The sequence below is a fragment of the Hyphomicrobiales bacterium genome (assembly GCA_030688605.1).
Classification (GTDB): domain Bacteria; phylum Pseudomonadota; class Alphaproteobacteria; order Rhizobiales; family NORP267; genus JAUYJB01.
In genome coordinates this window covers 1-21,890 of the sequence record JAUYJB010000084.1, presented here as the reverse complement: position 1 = coordinate 21,890, position 21,890 = coordinate 1, and the positions used below count along the sequence as shown (strand labels likewise).

The following is a 21,890-nucleotide window of genomic DNA, read 5'->3' as shown; positions in this document are numbered from 1 at the left end:
CCGAGCACGATTTGTCTGGCTTGGGATCGCGGCCGGCATTGGCGCGCTGGCAAAATACAATGCCTTCGTCCTCTATCTCGCTCTTGCCGTCGGTTCGGCTTTCGTCGCGCCCGTGCGGACCGCGCTGTTTAGGCGCGAACTTTTGCTTTCGCTGGGCGTGTTCCTGGCGTTGTTCGGCCCGCACGCTTACTGGATGCTGGAGAACTGGTATTTCGCGGTTGCTCGAGCGTCGCGCCTCTATGTACCCGACAAGATGCACCGGTTTGACGTTTCCTTCGTCGGTCTGGACGGTTTTCTGTCGCTCTGCGTAGCGATCCTGGCCTGGGCCGGACCGCTGCTCATCGTTTGGGCGGGCCTGTATCAAGTCGGGAAGCGTCAAACAAGAACGAACGGGATCGAGAATCCCGCAACGACCGCGGTGTTTGCGCGGTTGCTCGGATTGACGATGCTGATCGGCATCGCGGGCTTCGCGATCGGCATGCTGATAATCGACGGCCACAGCGTGCGCGAGCGATATCTGACGCCTTTCATGATGCCTCTGTCCCTTTGGCTGGCGCTCCGCTTTCCGATCACACATTCTACCCCGATGGTCCGTCGGTTCTTTTCGCTCTCGATCGCGATCATGATTGTAGTCACGATCGCGTGGCCCCAACTAGCGATTCTCGGTGAGCACAAATTCGCCTATCCCTATCGAGCTTTCGCAGACGACATAAGACCACTCATAGACGGTCCAGTCGAAATCGCGGCGTACCGGCGCGAGATTGCGGCAAATCTCGCGATCCGTCTGCCCGGAACGGAGATTCATGACGGCGGCCGTTCAGGGCGAACGCTGATATTGGTCTGGGAACAAGTACCGGCCGGCGAGGCGTGGCACGCCGCGTTCCGGGCCAAAAATCGCAGCGCTTACAAACCGGTTGGCGACATTCGGAAATTTACCCGCCGCTACGACTACTTTTCCGGCAAAATTGTTCGTTTGTCCGCGCAGATTTTGATTCCGGCAGGGGCGCCGGTCAACTGACCATGCACGCACCTGCGCAGCACCCAAAGCTGTCCGCTCTGTCGAAAAAAAGCCATGTCCATTCTTCGTCGCTCTACCAGTCTCGGTCAGACCAAACCGGACCCGACTGGAATGCAAGGCCAAGGCAGAACCGCGACACCCTCCGTCTGCTGGCCGCCAAAGACACTTGCGCCCATGGAAACGAACGCGAATAGGGACAGGATCGTGCTCACCTTCGGCTGAGGTATTTCCGGCGGGCCGGCGTGAAAGCAGTTTGATTCCATTCCGACTCGCGCCTATATTCCGGCCATTCCCGACACATCGTCGCGTGGCCTGACTTAGCCGAGACCGGCTGAGCGGAAACAAGGATTTCGACCATGGCCCAAGCATTGCTGATGCCCAAGGCGACCGCCGTCTGGCTGGTCGACAATACATCGCTGTCGTTCGACCAGATCGCGGAGTTCTGCGGCCTGCATCCGCTCGAGGTGAAGGGCATCGCCGACGGCGACGTGGCCCAGGGCATACGCGGGCTTGACCCGATCACCTCCGGCCAGGTCACGCGCGAGGAGATCGAGCGTGGTCAGGCGGACTCGAGCTACCGGCTCAAGCTCGCCGAGCCTAAGGTCGAGATCCCCGAGGTCAAAACCCGCAAGGGACCGCGCTATACGCCGCTGTCGCGCCGCCAGGACCGCCCCAACGCGATCCTGTGGCTGTTGCGCAACCACTCCGAGCTCAAGGACTCGCAGATCATCCGGCTGGTCGGCACCACCAAGCCGACAATCCAGGCAATCCGCGACCGGTCGCATTGGAACTCCCCCAACCTGCAGCCGCAGGACCCGGTGACGCTGGGCCTGTGCTCGCAGATCGACCTCGATGCGGAGGTCCAGAAGGCGGCGCGCCGGCTCGAGCGCGAAGGCAAGACGCTGGAAGCGGAAGGCCGGCCGCCGGAAACCCTGCTCCCCACCGCCGAGACGATTGCCGAGCCGGAGCCGGTGGAGGAAGAAAATGAAAAGGAACGAGACGCCGCGGTATTCGCAAAGCTCAGCGCACTCAAGGGCCCGGCCAGCGAGGAGACGGCCAGCGAGGAGACGGCCAGCGGGGAGACCGCCCACAAGGAGATGATCGACGAGGAGACGGTCAGCGAGGAGACAGAGGACTGAACCGGTTTTGGACCGGAACCTCGGAGGTCCCGACCCGCATCCTTGCCGAGGAGATACCCGCTCGCGTCAGGCACCCGATGATCGCGGCGCGATGTTCCAGCGAAATATCCCTGGCCCCAACCATCCTGCTACTGCCGACAGCAGCACGGTGCTGCCGAAATGCCAGACCAGCACCATGATGCTGATATCGCCGAGGTGGAAAAGCTGCAGCCCGGAATTGGCCAGCGCGCCGATCGCCAGCCCGCCGAAGGCCAGCGTCACTCTCGGCATGAGCGGGGCGCCGCGGCGCAACATAACGACCATGGCGATTACCGGAACGATCCCGACCCAGGCCATGGGCGGTATGCACATCCAGTCGATCTTTACCGTCAGGCCCGCCGCTCCCAGCCGAACCCAATCGTCGATGCAGCCTTTTCCGATGCTGACGAGCCACACCGAAAGCGGGATGAGCGGCAGCCAGACAACGGCGCGGCTGCGCCCCGGCACCAGGGTCGAAAAGGCGGCATAGCCGGCGGCGATAGCGGTGGCCGACGCGGCGGCTGCCTCGATCACGAACCGGGGGTCGGCGCCAAGCGACGGCATGTCGACGACGAGGCCGTGGACGTAGGCGACTAAGGCGACATAGGGCACGGACAGCGCCAGCCAGAGGGCCAAGCGTCGCCCCGGCGGGCGCAGCCGCCTTACCGGCGCGGCGTCGGCCGCAAGTCGTTCGATCAGCTTGTCGGTATCCAAGTTCACCTCTCGGCGTGCAGCGCAATCCGCAAGGTCTTGATTGCCCGGTGAACGGCGACCTTGAGCGCGCCGACGCTCATGCCGCTCGCCGCAGCGGCCTCGTTCAGTGACAGTTCGCGAAGTTTCAGCATCTCGATAGCCTGCCTTTGCCCTTGCGGTAGCTTTTCGATCGCCTGCCTCAGCGCCTGCGGATCACCATAGCCCTCACCGATATGGTTCGTCGCATCATAGTCAAAGGTTTCAGGATATTCCTCAACCGCGACCTCATGGGCCACGCGGCGCAGATGCCGCCGCCCGCCGTCGGCGACGCGGTTGCGGGCAATCGCCATCAGCCAGGGGAGGAACGGCCGGGCCGGATCGTAGGTGGCCCGCACTGCGTGCAGAGACAGAAGGATATCCTGGACCAGGTCCTCGATGTCCTGCGGCTGAAGGAAGTGGCGCCTTTGACGCACCGCCTGGCGGAGAATCGGCGTCACCTGCCGCAACAGCTTGCAATAAGCGGCTTTGTCGCCGTCCTGCGCGGCGCGCATGAGCGCGCCCAGATCAGCGAGCTTGTCGCAATGCTCCGTCATCCTTTTGGGCCACCTCACCCTGTTCCGGAAGTGCTTCGCGGACCCCCCGACCCCCAGCGGAACGCGGCGCAATGTAACTTTTCGGGCACTCACGGCGAAATCAACATCGGGTGAGCCAAGCCGGCTCGCCCGGCGGCCGCCTTGCGCTCCGCTCTGTCCTGAACCTTCGTCGGAGGATTCCCCCATGAAGCATCGTCTTGTTCTCGCCACTGTTTTTGCCGCCGCGGTGACCGCCCCGACCTTCGTGTCGGCCATTCCGTCCGGCGCTCCGGTTCCCGCGCCGAGCTACTCGGCCGAAAAGTGCTACGGCATCGCCAAGGCCGGCGAAAACGACTGCGCCTCGACCGGCAACCATTCCTGCGCCGGCACGTCGAAGGTCGACGCCGATCCGAACTCGTGGATCTTCGTTCCGGCGGGCTATTGCGGCCGCATCGTCGGCGCCAGCATGAAGCCGAAGTCGTAACCGGCAGCAAGAGCGGACGGGTAGCCATGACCGGGACATCCCTCACCCCTCGACCGACCCGAGCGGGCGTCGGCCTCAGGCTTCCTCACCTGGCCGAGGTCGAGGCCGCCCGTCCTCCTGCCGGCTGGCTGGAAATCCATCCGGAGAATTTCATCGCCAATCCGCATGCGCGTGAGATGCTTCAGGCGCTTGCCGCCGATTACCCGATTTCCGTGCATACGGTCGGCGTGTCGATCGGTAGCGTCGGCGGCATAGACCAAACCCACCTCAAGCGCGTCCGCGCGCTCGTCGACCTGATCGATCCGTTTCAGGTTTCCGGGCACCTCGCCTGGTCGACCCACGAGGGCGACTATCTCAACGACCTTCTGCCGCTGCCCTATGACGAAGAGACACTGCGCCTGCTGGCAACCCATATCGACGAGGTCCAGGACGGTCTCGGCCGCGCCTATCTCGTCGAGAACCCGTCGAGCTATGTCGGCTTCGGCCAGTCGACCATGACCGAGGTGGAATTCCTTTCCGAGCTGGTGCGCCGCACCGGATGCCGGCTGCTCTGCGACGTCAGCAACATCCATGTCAGCTCGACCAATATGGGCTACGACCCGATCGCCTATATCGACGGCCTGCCGCATGACGCGATCGGCGAATTGCATCTCGGCGGCTTCACCATCGAGGCCGATGAGGGCGACCCCACCACCGATGTGCTGATCGATACCCATGCGGCACCGATCGCCGAGGAGGCCTGGGGGCTTTACGCCTACGCGCTCCGCCGCTTCGGGCCGAAGCCGACCCTGATCGAGTGGGACAACGACCTGCCGCCCTTCGCGACGCTACTCGGCGAGGCGGCGCGCGCCGACCGGATCGTGGCCGAGGTCTTCGCGCCGGAGGCTCGCCGTGCCGTCGCTGGCTGAGACCCAGGCGCGGCTCAGCGCCGCGATCCTCAAGGGCGATGCGGCCGCCGTCGCGCCGCTGCTCGTCGGCGGGCGCGATCCACGCGCGCGGCTCGTCATTCATCAGCGCCACTACGAGGCAAGCCTCGTCACCGCGCTCACCACCAAGTTTCCGGCAACGGTCTGGCTCATCGGCGATGCCCTGTTCACCGTCGCGGCCCGCGCCTTCGTCCGCCGCCATCCCCCGGCGGCGCCCTGCATCGCGGAATATGCCGAGGACTTCCCCGGCTTCATCGCCGCCTGGCCGGGGGCCGACCGCGCCCCTTATCTCGGCGCGGTCGCCAGTGCCGACTGGCTGCTCGGCCAGGCCGCGCTTGCCGTCGACCTGCCGCCGCTTCCCATCCAGGCGCTTGCCGGGATCGAGGCCGAGATGCTGCCAGACCTTGAGCTATCGCTTCAGATGGGGCTGAGATACATGCATGCCGATTGGCCGGTCGACGAGCTCGTCAAGCTCCATCTCGACGGCAACGCGCCCGAGCGCTACGTGCTCGATCCCGAGGAGGTCTGGCTCGAAATCCGCGGGGTCCGCGGCGCCTTCAGCCTCGACCGGCTCGCCGAGCCGGCCTATCTCTTCCGCCGCGCCGTCAAGTCAGGCTCGACGATCGGCGCCGCGGCCGAGGCGGCGCTTGCCGCGGATCCCGCGTTCGACGCGGGCGCCGCGCTTGGCTCGCTGTTTGCCGATGGGCTGGTCACATCCGTGAATCTGCCCGCCTGAGGAAAAACCCATGTCCGACATCGATCAAGCCACATCCTCCATGGCGGGGCTCCGGCGCCGCTTCGTCGCCCTGCGCGACTTGGCTGAGGCCCTCCCGCTGTCGATCCTGCAGCTTGCCATGCGGATCGCCATCGGCGCGGTGTTCTTCAAGTCGGGCATGCTGAAGATCAATTCCTGGGAGTTCGCCATCAAGCTGTTCGAGCTCGAATACCAGGTCCCGCTGCTCGACCCGGTGACGGCGGCGCGGCTTGCGACCTTCGTCGAGCTGACCTTTCCGGTATTCCTGTTTGCCGGCCTGGCGACGCGGCTTGCGACCCTGCCGCTCCTCGGCATGGTCGCGGTGATCGAGATCTTCGTCTACCCGAACGCCTGGGTCGAGCATCTGTTGTGGGCGTCGGTTCTCTTGTTGCTGCTCGTCCGCGGCGCCGGGACCTTCTCCCTCGACTATCTGATCGAGCGCTATTTCCGGAAATCAGCCGGCTGAGCCTCAAGATTCGCCGGCGACGGGCACCGTATAGTTGAGCGGCAGCCTGCCGCCGTCGGCATAGACCGTCTGGCCGGTCATGTAGCTCGCCTCGTCGGAGGCGAGGAAGGCGACCACGGCGGCAATTTCGGCCGGCTCGCCGACCCGCCCCATGGGCGTGCGCGACAGCACCTTGCGCCTGGCTTCCGCATCCTTGGTGATCGATTCCAGCATCCGCGTCATGATGCTGCCCGGCCCCACCGCGTTGACGCGGATGCCATGGGGCGCCAGCGCCAGCGCCATCACCTTGGTGAGCTGGTTGATGCCGCCCTTGGAAATCGAATAGGGCACCTGGTCGGCGATGGCAAAGACCGCGTTGATCGAGGACATGTTGACGATGGCACCGGGCGCGCGGCCTTCCCCGATCTGGGCGACCATCTGGCGCGCCACCGCCTGGCCGACCAGGAAGGCGCCCTTCAGATTGGTGCGCAGCACGCGGTCGAAATCCTCCTCCTCGATGTCGAGGAAGCCGGCGCCCACCAGGATGCCGGCATTGTTAACCAGAATGTCCACGCCGCCATAGGCCTCGAGCGTTCCGGCCACGAGGTTGCGCACGTCGAGCCGCTCGCCGACGTCGCAATAGATGAAGATCGCCTGGCCGCCCCCATTGCGCAGGTCCTCGGCCACCTCCTCGCCCACCTCGTCGATGTCGGCGATGACGACCTTGGCCCCCTCGCGCACGAAGCGTTCCACGCAGGCGCGGCCGATGCCGTTGGCCCCGCCGGTGACAATCGCAACCTTGCCGTCAAGCCCCATGGCTCCCCCTCACTGGCCGCCCACCCGGAAAGTTGGGCGGGGATGATATCGTTGGCGCGGGCCATGATATAGAGGTAATCGTCCTCGTCCACGAAACCCGTATGCCGGTCTCGCGGCAACCGTCACCGCGCTCCAGGAACGCGATTCCATGATCTCCGATCCCGGCTTCTACGCCATCGCCGTTCCCGCCGTGCTGCTGGTCGGGTTGTCCAAGGGCGGCTTCCTCGGCGGAATGGCGATCCTCGGTGTGCCGCTCCTGGCGCTGGCGATCCCGCCGGTCCAGGCGGCCGCCATCCTGCTGCCGATCCTGATCGCCATGGACGTGATCGGCGTGTGGGCCTACCGCAGGAGCTTCGACAAGGCCAACCTCATGATCATGGTGCCGGCCGCGACCGTGGGCGTCGCCGTCGGCTGGCTGACCGCGGCCTATGTATCGGAAGGCCACGTCCGGCTGATCGTCGGCCTGGTAGCGCTCGCCTTCACCCTCGACCACTGGCTCGGCATAAGGCCGCGGAAAGAGGCGCCCGGTCCCGACCCGCTCAAGGGCGGCTTCTGGGGGGCGCTCGCCGGCTTCACCAGCTTCGTCAGCCACGCCGGCTCGCCGCCGGTGCAGATCTACATGCTGCCGCAGCGGCTCGAGCGCACGATCTATGTCGGCACCAGCGTCATGTTCTTCGCCCTCGTCAACTTGATCAAGGTGCCGCCCTATTTCCTGCTCGGCCAGTTCAGCGGCCAGAACCTGGCGACGACCGCAGTGCTGCTGCCGGTGGCGCCGCTGGCCATGGCGCTGGGGATATTTCTCGTCCACCGCGTCCCCCAGGAGCCGTTCTACAGAATCGCCTATGCTTGCGTCTTCCTGGTTTCGCTGAAGCTCATCTGGGACGGCGCGCGGGCGGTACTGGGCCTGTGACGGAAAAAGTCGCGAATTGCCCGGGCGATGCGCTTTGGCTAGCCTTCCGCCCGTCACGCGCCTGAGACGAGGACGCCAGCCATGAGCGCTCCGACCATGACTCCCTATGACCGCAATCTCGACAAGAACCCGGCCAACTATCGGCCGCTGACGCCGCTCGCCTTTCTGGAGCGCACCGCGGCGACCCATCCCGCCCACATCGCGATCATCCACCGCGGAACGCAATATTCCTACGCCGACTTCTACGCCCGCTCCCGCCGCCTGGCCTCGGCGCTCGCCGGCCGCGGCATCTCCAGAGGCGACACGGTCTCCGTCATGCTGTCGAACACGCCGGCAATGCTCGAAGCGCATTTCGGCGTGCCGATGACCGGCGCCGTGCTGCACGCCTTGAATACGCGGCTCGACGCCGCCCTCATCGCCTTTCAGCTCGACCATGCCGAAAGCAAGCTTTTGATCACCGACCGCGAATTCGCGCCGGTGATGGCCGAGGCCCTCTCGATCGCCAAGGTCAAGCCCGTCATCGTCGATTACGACGATCCGGAGTTTTCCCAACAGGGCGAGATGCTGGGCAAGGTCGAGTACGAGAGTTTCATCGCCGGCGGCGACCCGGGCTTCGCCTGGGCGCCGCCCGAGGACGAATGGGACGCCATCTCGCTCAACTACACCTCCGGGACCACCGGCAACCCCAAGGGCGTCGTCTATCACCATCGCGGCGCGGCGCTGATGTGCTACGCCAACACGCTCGCCACCGGCATGGGCCGCCACCCGGTCTATCTGTGGACCCTGCCAATGTTCCACTGCAACGGCTGGTGCTTCCCCTGGACGGTCACGCTGCTGGCGGGAACCCATGTGTGCCTGCGCTGGGTCAGGCCAAAGGCAATGTACGACTTGATCGTCGAACACGGGGTGACGAATCTGTGCGGCGCGCCGATCGTCATGGCCACGCTGCTCGACGCGCCCGAGGGGGAGAAGCGGCCGATCCCCCACCGCGTTTCCTTCGCCCATGCCGCCGCCCCGCCGCCCGAGGCGGTCATCGCGCAAATGACCGAGGCAGGCTTCGACCTGACGCATCTTTACGGGCTGACCGAGACCTACGGGCCGGCGACGCTCAACGAGTGGCACACCGAATGGGACGCGCTCGATCACGCCGCGCGCACCACCAAGAAGGCGCGCCAGGGTGTTCGCTATGCGGCGCTCGAAGGGCTCGACGTGATGGACCCGGAGACCATGCGTCCGGTCCCGCCCGACGGCGAGACCCTGGGCGAGGTGATGTTCCGCGGCAACATCGTCATGAAGGGCTATCTGAAAAACCCCAAGGCGACCGGCGAAGCCTTCGCCGGCGGCTGGTTCCATTCCGGCGACCTCGGCGTCATGCATGCCGACGGTTACATCCAGCTCAAGGACCGCTCCAAGGACATCATCATCTCCGGCGGCGAGAACATTTCCTCAATCGAGGTCGAGGACGTGCTCTACAAGCACCCGGCCGTGCAGGCCGCCGCCGTCGTCGCCAAGCCGGACGAGAAATGGGGCGAGACCCCATGCGCCTTCATCGAGCTGAAGCCGGGCAGGACGGCCGGCGCAGACGAGATCATTGCCTGGTGCCGGGACAGTCTCGCCCATTACAAATGCCCACGCCACGTGGTGTTCACTGAACTGCCGCGGACCTCGACCGGCAAGATCCAGAAGTTCCGCCTACGCGAGATGGCGAAGGACGCTTAGACTCCGAACGAAAATCCCGCGCCGCAGCTACGTCTTGATCACCGCACAGCGCGTGACGCTGCGCGCGGCGATCATGTCGCGCGTTGATTGCATATATTCGAGGAAATGTGGTTCCCGTCGGTGCCGCTCCAACGCCGCCTCATCGCTGTAGACCTCGTAGAAAATGAACGTATCGGGGTCGTCGATGACGGTCATCACCTGAAACTGGTGGCAGTCGGCCTCCTCGCGCACCGAAGCCTCGGCGTTTTTCAGAATGTGCCCCTGGAACGGCTCGGCCATGCCCGGCTTCAGCTTGATGGTGACGAGAAGTGCGAATGGGGCCGGCATCGGCGGTGCTCCCGATTGCGATTGGGCGTTATTCCGGCAGCTCGCCGGGCTCGAAGCCGCCGACCTCGTGATAGACGATCTTCTTGTCCTGCTCGAATGCCCGGACCTGCGGGATCTGCCCCGGCAGGCCGAGCTTGCTCCAGCGTGCGGCAAGCTTGTCGTAAACCTTCTTGCGCAGCGTCGTCCGCTTGGAAAAGACCGGCAGGTGGCGATGCTCCTTGCAGGCGTTGATCAGCGCCTTGGAGCCGTAGGGGCGTTTTTCCGGCGGGTTCTGGGTCGGGTCGAGCCAGGTGCTCCAGGTATTGCGCAACACGTCGATGTCCTCGATCGGGTTGCAGCGGCTGGCCATCGCCCAAATCACCTCGTCCATGTTGGTCGGGTCGATGTCCTCGTCCACCGCGATGATCCATTTGGTGTAATAGGCACCGCCCGGCACCTGGGCGGCAAGCGCCAGGACCTGGGCCGCGTGGCCGGCGTGCCGCTGCTCGAGGCTGATGACGGTCATGCCGAAGCCGCCGGCGGCTGCCGGGTGGGCATACACCCCGTTAATCCCCGGAATGCCGAGCTTGTCGAGGTCTTCCCAGATCTTGGCCGAGCGGATGACCGAGAAGAAGCCGCTCTGCTCGCAGGACGGATAGTCGGCCATCAGCGCGTTGGTGAGGATGGGGCGGGAGCGGAAATGCATCGCCGTGACCTCGACCAGCGGGCAGCCCGCCTCCGGCCTGCCGTAATAGCCGGGAAACTCGCCGAAGGGGCCTTCCGACTTGATCGCGCCGGGCTTGATCAGTCCCTCGATCACAAGCTCGGCATTGGCCGGCAGCAACAGGTCGGTGGTCTTGCCGCGCACCACCGGCACCGGCTCCCCCTTGATGCCGCCGGCATACTCGTACTCGGACACGTTCTTCGGAAAGGTCTGCGAGCCGACCAGCATGAACAGGGGATCGATGCCCCAGGCAGCCGCCACCGGCACCGCCTCGCTGCGCTCCCAGGCGCGGGTAATGTGCAACCGCGCGTCCTTGCCCGGTGACAGATAGAGGCCGACCTCGGTCCTGCTCTGCTGCATCATCCGGTAGGTGCCGACATTCAGATAGCCGCTGTCCGGATCGCGGGTGATCACGGCGTCCCCGGTGCCGGCATAGCGGCCGCCGTCGAGCGGCCAGTGCCGGGGGATCGGCACCAGGTCGAGGTCGACCTCATCGCCGATCAGGCTGTGCTCATAGATCGGCGCCTCCTGCGCGCCCACCTCCTTCGGCTCGATCCGCCGGCGAAGCTTGTCCTTGACCCGGCGGATCAGCTCCGTGGTCGCGATGCCGGCGGGCTCTTCGAGCGTGATGGCGATGCGCTTGAGGCTGGGGCCGAGAATGTTCCACAGCATCCGCGCGCCGACAGGGCTCTTATCGAAGCCGCTGGCGCGCTCGAACAGGACGGCAGGCGAAACCTTCTGCTTGGCAAGGAGATAGCTGACCGCGCTCATCTCCTCGTCGCGGTCCACCGGCTCCGAAACGCGCACCAGTTCGCCCAGCGCCTCGACTTTTTCGAGCCACTCCCGCAGGTCGCGGATCGGGCCCTTGGCCGCCGACTTGGCGGGCGGGGTGGCCGCTCGGCGCTTGGTTGCAATCATCCGAACACCTCCTTGGACAATCTCCAGAGCCCGGGCGTGGCCGTCAGGACTTCTCGGCCACCCGTGGCCGCAGGTAGCGCATCGAATAGGCTGCGGCGATGACGGCCAGCCCGGCAAGCGGCGCCACCCAGCCCGGCGCGATGAACAGCAGGCCGCCCGCCATGAACAGCACTCGCTGCACTGGGCCCAGATGATCAAGTGCATAGCCGCGGATGCCGCAGGCCAACAGAACCGATCCGGCAACCGCCGTCAGCGTGGCGAGCATGATGTGCCCAATATCGGACCGCAGCAGCAGCCCCTCATTGAACACGAAGGCGAACGGTATGAGGAACGCCGCGATGCCCAGGCGGATCGCTTCCCAGCCCGTTTCCCATATTTTCGAGTTGGCGATGCCGGCGGTGATGAACACGGCGATGCAGGTGGGCGGGGTATAGAAGGAGGCAAGCCCCCAATAGATGACGAACAGATGCGCGGCGATGTCTGGCACGCCGAGCCGCACCAGCGCCGGCGCCATCAAAGTCGCCAGCGTGATATAGGCGGGCGTCGCGTCGAGCCCCATGCCGACGATCAGGCTGACCGCGCCGACGAGCAGCAGCGTCAACAGCAGGTCCCCCTGCGCCAGCTCGACGATGAACCTGGAGAACTTGATCCCGACCCCGCTCAGCTCCAGGGCGCCGATCATGATCCCGACGGCGGCCGTGATCACGGCGATGACGACCCAGCGGTTTACCGCCTGATCGAAGGCGACCATGATCCGGTACGGCGTCAACCATTTGGACCTGTCCCGGGGGATAAAGCTGCAGGCGATGACGAAGCCGCTGGCCATGATGGCCGCCATCTCCGGCGGCCGGCCCTGGACCACCAGAAAGTGGATCAGCGCCACGATCGGGATCAGATAGTACCAGCCCCTGCTGAAGGTCGCCCAGAATCGCGGCAGGTCGGCGAGCTTTGTCGGCGCGATGCCGCTCTTTTGCGCCTGCAGGTGCACCGATACGAAGACGATCAGGAAATAGAGCAATGCCGGGACCGTCGCCGCCGCGACGACCTCGACATAGGTGACGCCGATCCATTCCGCCATGATGAAGGCGATCGCGCCCATGACGGGAGGAAGGATCATGCCGCCGGTCGAGGCCACCGCCTCGACGGCGGCCGCGAAGGCCGGCGTATAGCCGACCTTCTTCATCATCGGGATAGTGAACACGCCGGTTGTGGCGGCGTTGCCCGAGGGCGAACCGGAGATCGACCCGAACATGGCGCTGGCCACCACCGCCGCCTTGGCCGGCCCGCCGCGCGACCAGCCGGTCAGCGCCATGGCCATGTCCATGAACCATTGGCTGGCGCCCGCGCCCTGCATCAGAGCGCCGAAGATCAGGAACGAGATGACGATATTGGCGGCGATGCCGAGCGGCAGGCCGAAGATGCCGGCATTGCCGACATAGGTCGAGTAGAGCAGGCGTTCCAGCGGATAGCCACGGCCGTAGAGCAGGCCGGGCATGTAGTTCTGGAACAGGGTTATGGAGACGAAGAACAGGATGATGATCGGCAAGACCCAGCCGATGGACCGCCGCAGCGCTTCGAGTAGCGGGATCACCAGCATCAGGGAAACCACGATCCCCTTGGTGTCCATAAAACCCCATTCACCGTAGTCCAATACCGACTCGTAGAAAAAGACGACATAGCCGGCACCTACCGCCGCGGAGGCGATCAGCAGATAGTCGTACCAGGGAATCCGGCGCTCGATGCGCTCCGTCTCGGCTTCCGGGCGGTACCGCAGGCCGGTTAACGGAACCAGGGAGAACACCAGGAACAGGGCGCTGAACAGACTGATCGACTTATGGATCTGATGTGGCACAAAATAACCGAGGAACGCCGGAATCTGCCCCGCCACCGCCAGATGGTAGACGGCGATGAGCGTGCTCAGCGCGAAAAAGAATCGGGAACGATTCACCGCGGCCCTCGTTCAGCTAGTTCCAGCCGCCAGGGTGCGCATCACCCGCTTCCCACCTTTTCTGACGTCAGGAAAACGCTGAGCGCGGAAAGCGGGTGATAGAGCGTTCAGCCGGCCTATTTCAGCAGCGATTTCTGCTGAGCCTCAAGCTCGTCCGTCCACAATCCCTTTTCCTTGTAGTAGCGAATGGCGCCTTCATGGAAGGGAATGGCGGCGTCCTTCAACGACACTTCCGCCGTCCAGGTCGCGGCCATCTTGTGGTAGGAGACGAATTCCTCGTTATTGTCGAGGATCGCCTTCGCGACGTTGTAGACCAGATCGTCGGACAGGTCGCCGCGGGCGACGAAATAGCTGTTCAGCTCGAAGCTGTAGAGATCCTGATCCTGGTTGGAGAAGTCTCCCGCCGGGATCGTCTGCCCGTGCATCGCCTTGGGCAGCAGCTTCAGTATGGCGTCGCGGTCTTCCTTGGAAAAGTACACGAGCTCGATGATGCCGTCGTGCATCGGCTCCTCGAATTGCGGTGCCTTGCGGCCGCCCGGCATGATCGCCGCGTCCACAGTGCCCGCGCGCAGCGCGGTCAGCACCTCTCCGGTGTTGGTCGTTTCCACAAGGTTGATCTTGCTCATGTCGAGCCCGAACACCTCGGCCATGGCATTCATGGTCAGTTCCAGCTCCGGCAGGGCGCGGCGCTTGGCGATGACGATCTTGCCCTCCAGGTCCTTGGGCGTCTTGATCCCGGAACCCTTCCGCGCGACCAGAATGCGGAAGGTCGGCTGGCCCTGCAGCACGAGCCGCACGTCGATGGGCCTGTCCTTGAACATGTGGGTCGCGTTGTACCCGGCCGTGGCAGCGAACGCGTTGGACAGGGCGAACTCGGTCTTTCCGGCGCCGACGGCGTTGATGCTGGCGGTCGATCCGCCCACCGACTCGACGCTCGCACCCACTTTGGCGTGCTTCTGGATCAGTTCCCCCGCGCCGACGGCGATGGTGTAGAAGTCGCTGCCGATGCTGGAGGAGCCGATGCGGACCGCGTCCTGCGCCTGGCTGGAGGTCCAAGGGGCGGCCGCGCCGGCTACGAAGAAAGCCGTGGCCAGCGCCATGCATACGGTTCTGCGTTTCAACATTTTCGGTGTCTCCCTCTAGGTTGCGGTTTTGCGCTCTTTTTCTTGTTGTTTCGGACCGCCAGCTGCACCCTGCCCTGCCGGTTAGTCTTTGAACATGTTGGCGTACTTCTTATAAATCTTCGCCTTGAGTTCCGGCCCTGCCTCGGCGACGTCCGGAAACTCATCCTTCCATGCCCACGGACGGCATGCATCTACGACGGCGCGGTTGGAATAGTATGGCGGTCCCTGCAGCATGCTGTCCAGGGGCGTCGACCAGGCGCGGCGGATATGGTCGATATCCTCCACCGGGTCGCAGCGCGTCGACATCGCCCACACCACGTCGAACAGTTTCGAAGGGTCGATGTCGTGGTCGACGACGATCGTCCAGCGCCCGGCATAGTTGCCGGAATGGCAGTTGGCGGCGAGCATGCCGGCCTGCTTGGAATGGCCGGGATAGAGCTGTTCGATGGCGATGACGTTGAACATGCGGCCGGCGCCGGCCTCGTGACACCACACGCCCTTGACGCCCGGCAGGCCGCATTTCTCCATCTCGTCCCAGATCATCGCCGCCTTCACAACGCCGCGCGCATAGGTGTAGTTCATCGGCGGGCGGGCCGGGATCGCCATGGTCAGGATTGGATCGTTGCGGTAATAGACGCGGCGGATCCGCACCTTGGGCTCGTCGTGCTGCGGGCTGGCGTAGTAGCCCATGAACTCGCCGAACGGGCCCTCCTTGAAGGTCTCGTCGGGCAGGATCTCGCCCTCCAGCACGATCTCCGCATGAGCTGGAATCGGCAGGCCGTGCAGCTCGCTCTTGACGATCTCGAAGGGCCAGCCGCGATGGCCGCCAGCATAGGCGAGCTCGTCGGTCGCGTAATCGACCTCCATGTTGGCGGAGAAGAACATCAGCGGGTCCTGGCCGACGACGATGGCTACGGGACATGGCTTGCCGGCCTTGAAATATTTCTCGCGGATCAGGCGGCCGTGCTTGCCGGGCGACATATATGCGCCGACCGTATTGCGGTCGTGAACCATGGAGCGGTAGGTCGCGGCGTTGATCCAGTCGGAATCGTAGTCCCGCATGATGACCATGTCATCGGTGCCGATGTAGCGGCCGCCGTCCTTCTCGTGGATGAAGGGCGCCGGGAATTTCAGCACATCGACCTCCTCGTCGCGGTCGACATTTTCCAGGATCGGCCCGTGATCGACATAGACGGGCGGTTTGAGTTCGAACTCGGTGCGCATGCGGTCGCGGTACGACTGCACCAGGTCGGTTGGCTTTTCGGGATCGGGAAAGCCCATGCTGAGCGCCAGCCGGCGCGGCGAGTTCGCGGTCCCGGCGAGGATGCGGAATCCCTCCGGGTATCCCTTGATCTTGTCGAACAGCAGCGCCGGCGCCCGGTCCGCCTTGGCGTTGCACAGCAACTCCGACAGGCCGCTGATCTCCAGGTTCCAGTCGGCGCCCTCCACCACCTCGAGCTCGCCGATTGAGTCGATCAGCTCCAGAAGCTCGCGCAAATCATTGTGTTTGACGCGGACGTTCGATCCCCGGTTATGCCGGTCTTTCAGTGAACTGGCGCTCATGTCCCTCCCCACGCCTTCAGCATCGGCTTTCAAAAAGTTACACCGACGAGTGCTCGGCCCGAACCCGCACCCCGACTGCTCTTCATCGGGCGTTGCGTCCGCGCCGCGCCAAGTTCGGATCTCGGGCGGTGAGCGAAAGCCGCCTTGAGCCGCCCCTCAAAGTTTCTTGTCCCCTCTTTGCTGCCCTGCCGGACCCTCCCTCTCATTGTTCATCCGCCAACGGATCGCCGGATTTGCCTCAAATCTTCTCCCGGAATTTCTTGTCCTCGAAGACGTCGATCGCCGGCGCTTCGCCCTCTAAACCGAGTTCCCCCCAGCGCCCGACCACTTTCTCATAGACCGGCTTCGACAGCTTGGTGCGCGGCGAGAACGTCTTGATGTGCTTGTATTCCATACAGGCATTGATCAGACACTTCGACCCCCAGGGACGCTCCGAGGGCGGGTTCTGGCTCGGGTCGAGATAGGTGCTCCAGGTCTCGCGCAGGATATCGATGGACTGGGCGGGACGCGAACGGGTCACCATCGCCCACAGCACTTCGGAGATGTTGGTCGCATCGACGTCGTCGTCGACGACGACGATGTATTTGGAGAAATAGGCACCCCCCATGCACTGCGCCGCCAGCGCCATGACCTGCGGCGCATGACCGGCATAGAGCTGCTTGATGGAAACGACGGTCATGCCCCACCCGGCTGCTTCCGGCGGCGACCACACCGTCTTGATGCCGGGAACGCCGAGCTTGTCGAGATCGTTCCATATCTTCGCCGCCCGGGAGAGCGCCCAGAACAGGCCGCATTCGTTCGACGGCCAGTCGGCCATCAGTGCGTTGGTCAGGATCGGGCGGTTCTTGTGGCGAATCTTTTCGATCCTGACAAAGGGGGTCGGCGATTCGGGACGCCCGTAATAGGCGGTAAACTCGCCGAACGGCCCTTCGTCGAACGTATCGCCCGGGTGCGCGAACCCCTCGACGATGATCTCGGCGCCGGCCGGCAGAAGCAGCCCCGTCACATCGCTTTCGAACACATGGGCGGGGGCGCCGCTGATGCCGCCGAAATAGTCATATTCGCTTTCGGTCTTGGGGAACGACGTGGCGCCGACGATGAACAGGAGCGGGTCGAGGCCGTAGACGGCGGCGACCGGCGCCGGCTTGCCCCGGTCCCACCATTTCTGCATGTCGATGCCGGCATCCTTGCCGGGCGAGGTGTAAAGACCCAGCTCATTGCGGGATTTGATCATCATCCGGTAGGTGCCGATGTTGATGCGGCCGGAGTCGGGATCCTTGGTGATCACGGCATCCGCGGTGCCGAGATATTTGCCGCCGTCGAGCGGCCACATGCGCGGCGCCGGGAACGCCGTCACATCGATGTCGGCGCCGGTGCGAACGTTCTCGTTGACGATGGCTTCCTCGGCGCCAACCACCTCGGGCGGCAACGTCTTATCCATCTTGCCGGTGAGCTTCTTAACGAGGTCGATCGGATTTTCGACCGGCTCTTCGCGGATGGCGAGGCAGATGCGGGCCAAACTGGACCCCAGCGCGTTGTAAAGCGCCCGGCCCCCGGGGTGGCCCTTGATGTTCTCGAACAGAAGCGCCGGGCTTCCGACCTCCTTGCCGGTCAAATAGGCGATCGTCGAGATTTCGAGGTCGGGGTCGACTTCCGCGGTGATCCGTTTGAGCCCGCCAATGGCCTCAATCTTTTCCAGCCATTCTTCCAGGTCGCTCAAACGATTTTGGCTGCCGACTTTTGCGTCCAATTTCGCCTCCCTCTTATCCTTGCAACGCAACAGCTGCGTTCATTGCTCATGTCCAAAACATCACGCGGTTTTCACAGCCTACCCTTGCGTACAATTTCGCCCCCCCTTCTTGCGCGTTCAATATCGTGCACTACTTTTTGCTTTTATGTAACATCAAAACAATGCATAATTACGCGCTCATTATTTAATAGAACGCTTTTTTACTTGCAACATTCATCACATTTTGCTATTTACATGTATAATGCAATGGTTGGGTCGCGTCAACCATTTTCGAACCTGTAGTTCACTATGAGAACCATACTATGTCGATGAAGACGGTGACATCGCTGCGGCGGGGTCTGCAAGTTCTCAGAATCATTAATGAAACCGGTGGCTGCCAGATCAAGACGCTGCAGGCGATGCTCGACCTGCCCAAGCCGACCATTATTCGCATGGTGGGTACGCTGGTTGCGGCCGGCTATGTATGGAGAAGCGAGGCCGGCGTTTACAAGGTCTCGGCCAAGGTGCTGTCGCTCGCCAACCGCTACGACGCCGACGAGGGGCTGCTGATGGCGGCGCACCCGGTGCTCGCCAGGCTGCGCAGCGAGACCGCCTGGCCGTCGGATCTGGCCGCCTTCGACGGCGACGCCATGGTCATCCTCGATACCGGCGAGGATCCCGGCACCTTCGGGCTTAACCGCGCCCGCGGCTCGCGCCTGCCGGTGCTGACCACCTCACTGGGCCGTGCCTATCTCGCCTTCCGAGAGCCGCAGGCGCAGGAGGAGCTGCTGTCCCACCTGTTGCATCTGGAGGCGCCGCGCAGCCACGCCGGGCTCGCCATAAGCCGGTTGAAGCGGCTGTTGCAGGAGACGCGGGCGCAGGGCTATTCGGCGGCAGACGGCGAGTATCTGAAGAACACGCGCGCTGTTGCCGTGCCGATCCTGGTCAAGGGCCGGCCGCTCGCCACCATCAACCTGATGACGGTGATCACGGCGATGGAGATGCAGGAGGTCGAGCGCAAATTCGTCGCACCGCTCAAGGACGCCGCGCGACAGATCTCCGAGACGCTGTCGGAAAGCGCCCAGTAAGGCAACGGGATCGCCGCCTTGCGGCTTGAATGTGGTAGCGGAGGAGGGACTCGAACCCCCGACACGCGGATTATGATTCCGCTGCTCTAACCAGCTGAGCTACTCCGCCACGCGGCCTTGACCGTGGGCGCGATATAGGGGTGCCGCGCGCGGCCTGTCAAGGCGCCGTGGCAGCCCTTGGAGGAAGCCAATCTTGCCCGCCCCTCAGGCCGTATCGCCGAGCGGCGACCGGTGGCCCGACGCGCCCGCGGTCACCGTTTCGCGGGCGTTCTCGCGGTCTGGCTCGGCGTCGCTCGCCCGCTCGGTCTGGCGCACGAAGCGCAGCATGGTGAACAGGCCGAAGGGTTTCAGGCGCCGCTTTTCAACGAGGCGCAGCCGGTCGCGCGTCATCACCACATCGATGGGAAATTCCGGCCGCCAGCCGAGCGTCGCGGCAAAGGGTGCCAGGCGTCTCTCGAGCCAGCCGCGCAATCCATATTCCTGGCTGAAATGATTGACGATGATGACCTCGCCGCCCGGCGTGCAGACCCGCTCGAGCTCGGCCATGACCCGGTCCGGATCGGGCACCACCGTCATCACATACATGGCGACCACGATGTCGAAGCTTTCGTCGGCAAAGCCTAGCGCGCCGGCGTCCATCTCCATGACCGCTTCGACATGGTCGAGCCCGCCGGCGTCGACGCGGGACCGCGCCCGGCGCAGCATCTCCGGCGACACGTCGATGGCCGTGATCCTCAGCTCCCGCTTGTAGTGGGGCAGCGAAATCCCGGTGCCGACGCCGACCTCGAGCACCCGTCCGCGGCGATTGTTGATATGGTCGACCGTCTGGCGGCGGCCGAAATCGGCGATCAGACCGAAAGTCTGATCGTAGACAGGAGCCCAGCGCGCATAGGCGCGCAGCACCTGTGCCGCATTCAAAGACCTAATCTTGGCCACCTCCCCTCCCTCGTTGGCAGCTACGGCGCTTTGCCCGCGCCGTCCCTATCTCAGCTTGCCGCCGCGGCGCTCCGCGCCGACTTCTTTCCCCGTTTGTCGGCGATGCCAGGATGGGTGCCGCTTGCCTCGGTGTCCTTGATCCAACCACCGCCCAGCACCCGCGCCGGACCGTCCGCGTGATCGTAGAAGACGCAGGCCTGTCCGGGCGCAACCGCGTCGTCGCCATCCTCCAGGTCGACCCGCACCGCGCCCGTCTGCCCTTCCGGCACGCAGCGCAGGGTCGCGGCCTGTGGCGGCCGGGTCGAGCGCAGCCGGGCAAAAATGTCGAGGCCATTTCCGGTGGCCTCCTCGATGGCGCCGTCGCCGATCCAGTTGACGTCGCGCAGCCACAGCCGCGTCGTCGACAGCGCCTCGCGCGGGCCAACGATGACCTGGCGCCGGTCGGCATCGATGCGGACCACGAACAGCGGTTCGCTGGCGGCAATGCCGATGCCGCGCCGCTGGCCGATGGTGAAGTTGATGATGCCAGTATGGCGGCCGAGCTGGCGTCCGTCGACATGGACGATATCGCCGGGCTCGCCGGCGCCGGGGCGTAGCTTCTCGACCACGTCCGTATAGTGGCCGGCGGGCACGAAGCAGATATCCTGGCTGTCGCTCTTGTCGGCGACCGGAAGCCGCATCTCGGCGGCGAGCGCCCGGGTCTCGGCCTTGGTCAGGTCGCCCAAGGGGAAGCGCAGGAAGGAAAGCTGCTCGCGCGTGGTCGCGAACAGGAAATAGCTCTGGTCGCGGGCGGCGTCCACGGGCCGGTACATCTCCCAGCCGGCGGGCCCGCGGCAGCTTTTGATGTAATGGCCGGTGGCGAGCGCCACGGCGCCGAGATCGCGCGCGGTCGCCAGCAAATGCTTGAACTTGATCTTCTGGTTGCAGCTCACGCAGGGTATCGGCGTCTCGCCGCCGATATAGCTCTCGGCGAATTCGTCCATCACCGTGTGGCGGAACAGCTCTTCGTAATCGAGCACGTAATGGGGGATGCCGAGCACATCGGCGACGCGGCGGGCATCGCGGATATCCCGGCCGGCGCAGCAGGAGCCCGATCGCGGCACCGCCTCGCCATGGTCGTAAAGCTGTAACGTTACGCCGATAACATCGTAGCCGGCATGCTTGACGAGACCGGCAACGACGGACGAATCGACGCCGCCCGACATGGCGACGACAATGCGCGTCGCGGCCGGATCGCCGGGCACGTCGAAGCCGGCGAGAATCCTGTTGGTGTCTGGCATCGCAGCCATGCGAGGTGCGGCTTTCCTGACTAAAACCGTTCCGCGCCCCCTCACCGCTCACATATGGGCGCTCATCAGCCTATCACAAGCACTATAGAATTGCCGCTTGCGGACGCAACCCCGGCGGTAATCGGGGGCCGCCCACTTTTTAGGCAAAAATTAAGTTGCTTCTCCTAAGCTTGCTCCGCTTTGTCTCCTGGTTGCGTTGAGTGAAAGCGTTGAGTGAGAATAGAATGACCGAACAGTTCAGGCCCCGGGTCAAGTATGTGATCGGACCGGACGGGAGTCCTTTGACGGTCGCCGACCTGCCGCCCACGAACACCAAACGGTGGGTCATAAGGCGGAAAGCGGAAGTCGTTGCCGCGGTTCGCGGCGGCCTGCTCAGCCTCGAAGAGGCCTGCACCCGCTACACCCTGACGGTCGAGGAATTTTTGAGCTGGCAGCGCTCCATCGACCGCCACGGCCTTGCCGGGCTGCGCGCGACGCGCGTCCAGCACTACCGCAACTAATTCTTCTCGCCTGCCCGGCAGCCTCATTGCCTCGCCATGTGTGGACGGCCGCTGCGTTGCAGGAGTTTTGTTGACGCGGCTTGGCGACCTGGTCGGGTGCGGTCATGTGTCCGGCCTTTGTGCGCGGCGCGTCAGGGCCGCTGGCCGTGATGGTGTCGGCGGGCCGGGCGCCATACATTGCCACGGGCTCGCGGCTCATGACGAAGCGCGGTTTCGCCCGGTTGCCGATCGATCGGTTCGCCATCACGTCGTCAGTCAGCCTCGCAGGTTG

Annotated in this window: 22 protein-coding genes and 1 tRNA gene; 11 read left to right on the top strand and 12 right to left on the bottom strand. The window is 64.4% G+C overall.

All coding sequences use genetic code 11. From position 1 onward, the window contains the following. The coding region (locus tag Q8P46_09785; protein ID MDP2620450.1) for a hypothetical protein at positions 1 to 1,018 on the top strand (1,018 nt) is incomplete at its 5' end. A gap of 356 nt (positions 1,019 to 1,374) precedes the next feature. Then, a complete protein-coding gene (locus tag Q8P46_09780; protein MDP2620449.1) occupies positions 1,375 to 2,157 on the top strand; it encodes a DUF1013 domain-containing protein in 783 nt (260 codons plus the stop codon). 66 nt (positions 2,158 to 2,223) lie between these two features. Here the strand turns inward: Q8P46_09780 and Q8P46_09775 are convergent, their stop codons facing one another. Together Q8P46_09775 and Q8P46_09770 are read right to left on the bottom strand one after the other, a co-directional pair. Further along, complete coding sequence (locus Q8P46_09775; GenBank protein ID MDP2620448.1) at positions 2,224 to 2,889, bottom strand: NrsF family protein; 666 nt, start codon at positions 2,887 to 2,889, stop codon at positions 2,224 to 2,226. Positions 2,890 to 2,891: 2 nt separating this feature from the next. Further along, positions 2,892 to 3,461 (bottom strand): sigma-70 family RNA polymerase sigma factor, encoded by a 570-nt coding sequence (locus Q8P46_09770; GenBank protein ID MDP2620447.1) that lies wholly within the window; start codon positions 3,459 to 3,461, stop codon positions 2,892 to 2,894. 184 nt (positions 3,462 to 3,645) lie between these two features. Here Q8P46_09770 and Q8P46_09765 point away from each other — a divergent pair, with 184 nt between their 5' ends. From Q8P46_09765 to Q8P46_09750, 4 genes are read left to right on the top strand one after another with little or no spacing between them, the layout of a single operon-like run. Further along, a complete protein-coding gene (locus Q8P46_09765; GenBank protein ID MDP2620446.1) occupies positions 3,646 to 3,924 on the top strand; it encodes a DUF2282 domain-containing protein in 279 nt (92 codons plus the stop codon). 26 nt (positions 3,925 to 3,950) lie between these two features. Next, positions 3,951 to 4,832 carry a DUF692 domain-containing protein gene (locus tag Q8P46_09760; protein MDP2620445.1) on the top strand — a complete coding sequence of 294 codons (882 nt, stop codon included), beginning with the start codon at positions 3,951 to 3,953 and terminating at the stop codon, positions 4,830 to 4,832. After that, positions 4,816 to 5,586 (top strand): DNA-binding domain-containing protein, encoded by a 771-nt coding sequence (locus Q8P46_09755; GenBank protein MDP2620444.1) that lies wholly within the window; start codon positions 4,816 to 4,818, stop codon positions 5,584 to 5,586. The genes Q8P46_09760 and Q8P46_09755 overlap by 17 nt, the downstream gene beginning before the upstream one ends. Positions 5,587 to 5,596: 10 nt before the next feature. Then, positions 5,597 to 6,070, top strand: a complete 474-nt coding sequence (locus Q8P46_09750) for a DoxX family protein (GenBank protein MDP2620443.1) — start codon at positions 5,597 to 5,599, stop codon at positions 6,068 to 6,070. Positions 6,071 to 6,073: 3 nt separating this feature from the next. Here Q8P46_09750 and Q8P46_09745 read toward each other — a convergent pair whose 3' ends face one another. Then, entirely contained in the window at positions 6,074 to 6,865 is a 792-nt protein-coding gene (locus Q8P46_09745; protein MDP2620442.1) for an SDR family oxidoreductase, read from the bottom strand. Positions 6,866 to 7,013: 148 nt separating this feature from the next. On the opposite strand from Q8P46_09745, the gene Q8P46_09740 reads away from it, so the two are divergent. Both Q8P46_09740 and Q8P46_09735 read left to right on the top strand, forming a co-directional pair. Then, a complete protein-coding gene (locus tag Q8P46_09740) occupies positions 7,014 to 7,775 on the top strand; it encodes a sulfite exporter TauE/SafE family protein (protein MDP2620441.1) in 762 nt (253 codons plus the stop codon). Between the two features lie 81 nt (positions 7,776 to 7,856). Next, positions 7,857 to 9,494 carry an acyl-CoA synthetase gene (locus tag Q8P46_09735; protein MDP2620440.1) on the top strand — a complete coding sequence of 546 codons (1,638 nt, stop codon included), beginning with the start codon at positions 7,857 to 7,859 and terminating at the stop codon, positions 9,492 to 9,494. A gap of 27 nt (positions 9,495 to 9,521) precedes the next feature. Here Q8P46_09735 and Q8P46_09730 read toward each other — a convergent pair whose 3' ends face one another. The 6 genes from Q8P46_09730 to Q8P46_09705 all read right to left on the bottom strand — a co-directional run bounded on the left by Q8P46_09730 (position 9,522) and on the right by Q8P46_09705 (position 17,827). Then, positions 9,522 to 9,821 carry a putative quinol monooxygenase gene (locus Q8P46_09730; protein ID MDP2620439.1) on the bottom strand — a complete coding sequence of 100 codons (300 nt, stop codon included), beginning with the start codon at positions 9,819 to 9,821 and terminating at the stop codon, positions 9,522 to 9,524. 28 nt (positions 9,822 to 9,849) lie between these two features. Then, positions 9,850 to 11,442, bottom strand: a complete 1,593-nt coding sequence (locus Q8P46_09725) for a UbiD family decarboxylase (protein MDP2620438.1) — start codon at positions 11,440 to 11,442, stop codon at positions 9,850 to 9,852. 43 nt (positions 11,443 to 11,485) lie between these two features. Continuing rightward, on the bottom strand, positions 11,486 to 13,390 hold the full coding sequence (locus Q8P46_09720) for a TRAP transporter fused permease subunit (GenBank protein MDP2620437.1): 1,905 nt from the start codon (positions 13,388 to 13,390) through the stop codon (positions 11,486 to 11,488). Between the two features lie 116 nt (positions 13,391 to 13,506). Continuing rightward, positions 13,507 to 14,514 carry a TAXI family TRAP transporter solute-binding subunit gene (locus tag Q8P46_09715; GenBank protein MDP2620436.1) on the bottom strand — a complete coding sequence of 336 codons (1,008 nt, stop codon included), beginning with the start codon at positions 14,512 to 14,514 and terminating at the stop codon, positions 13,507 to 13,509. 81 nt (positions 14,515 to 14,595) lie between these two features. Beyond that, the gene (locus tag Q8P46_09710) at positions 14,596 to 16,077 is read right to left on the bottom strand and encodes a UbiD family decarboxylase (protein MDP2620435.1); all 1,482 of its coding nucleotides are present in this window, start codon (positions 16,075 to 16,077) and stop codon (positions 14,596 to 14,598) included. Positions 16,078 to 16,315: 238 nt separating this feature from the next. After that, positions 16,316 to 17,827, bottom strand: coding sequence for a UbiD family decarboxylase (locus tag Q8P46_09705; GenBank protein MDP2620434.1), 1,512 nt, complete (start codon positions 17,825 to 17,827; stop codon positions 16,316 to 16,318). A gap of 302 nt (positions 17,828 to 18,129) precedes the next feature. Between Q8P46_09705 and Q8P46_09700 the strand changes: the two genes are divergently transcribed. Next, positions 18,130 to 18,894: an IclR family transcriptional regulator C-terminal domain-containing protein gene (locus Q8P46_09700; GenBank protein MDP2620433.1), complete on the top strand. Its 765-nt coding sequence runs from the start codon at positions 18,130 to 18,132 to the stop codon at positions 18,892 to 18,894. A gap of 32 nt (positions 18,895 to 18,926) precedes the next feature. Here the strand turns inward: Q8P46_09700 and Q8P46_09695 are convergent. The 3 genes from Q8P46_09695 to mnmA form a co-directional block, all read right to left on the bottom strand. After that, a tRNA-Met gene (locus tag Q8P46_09695) sits at positions 18,927 to 19,003 on the bottom strand. Between the two features lie 95 nt (positions 19,004 to 19,098). Further along, positions 19,099 to 19,830: a methyltransferase domain-containing protein gene (locus tag Q8P46_09690; protein MDP2620432.1), complete on the bottom strand. Its 732-nt coding sequence runs from the start codon at positions 19,828 to 19,830 to the stop codon at positions 19,099 to 19,101. 50 nt (positions 19,831 to 19,880) lie between these two features. Continuing rightward, the gene (gene mnmA, locus Q8P46_09685) at positions 19,881 to 21,110 is read right to left on the bottom strand and encodes a tRNA 2-thiouridine(34) synthase MnmA (protein MDP2620431.1); all 1,230 of its coding nucleotides are present in this window, start codon (positions 21,108 to 21,110) and stop codon (positions 19,881 to 19,883) included. A 233-nt stretch (positions 21,111 to 21,343) separates the two neighbouring features. On the opposite strand from mnmA, the gene Q8P46_09680 reads away from it, so the two are divergent. Both Q8P46_09680 and Q8P46_09675 read left to right on the top strand, forming a co-directional pair. After that, on the top strand, positions 21,344 to 21,619 hold the full coding sequence (locus Q8P46_09680) for a DUF1153 domain-containing protein (protein ID MDP2620430.1): 276 nt from the start codon (positions 21,344 to 21,346) through the stop codon (positions 21,617 to 21,619). An 80-nt stretch (positions 21,620 to 21,699) separates the two neighbouring features. Next, positions 21,700 to 21,890, top strand: a 191-nt coding sequence (locus Q8P46_09675; GenBank protein MDP2620429.1) for a hypothetical protein, incomplete at its 3' end; no start/stop codon positions are given.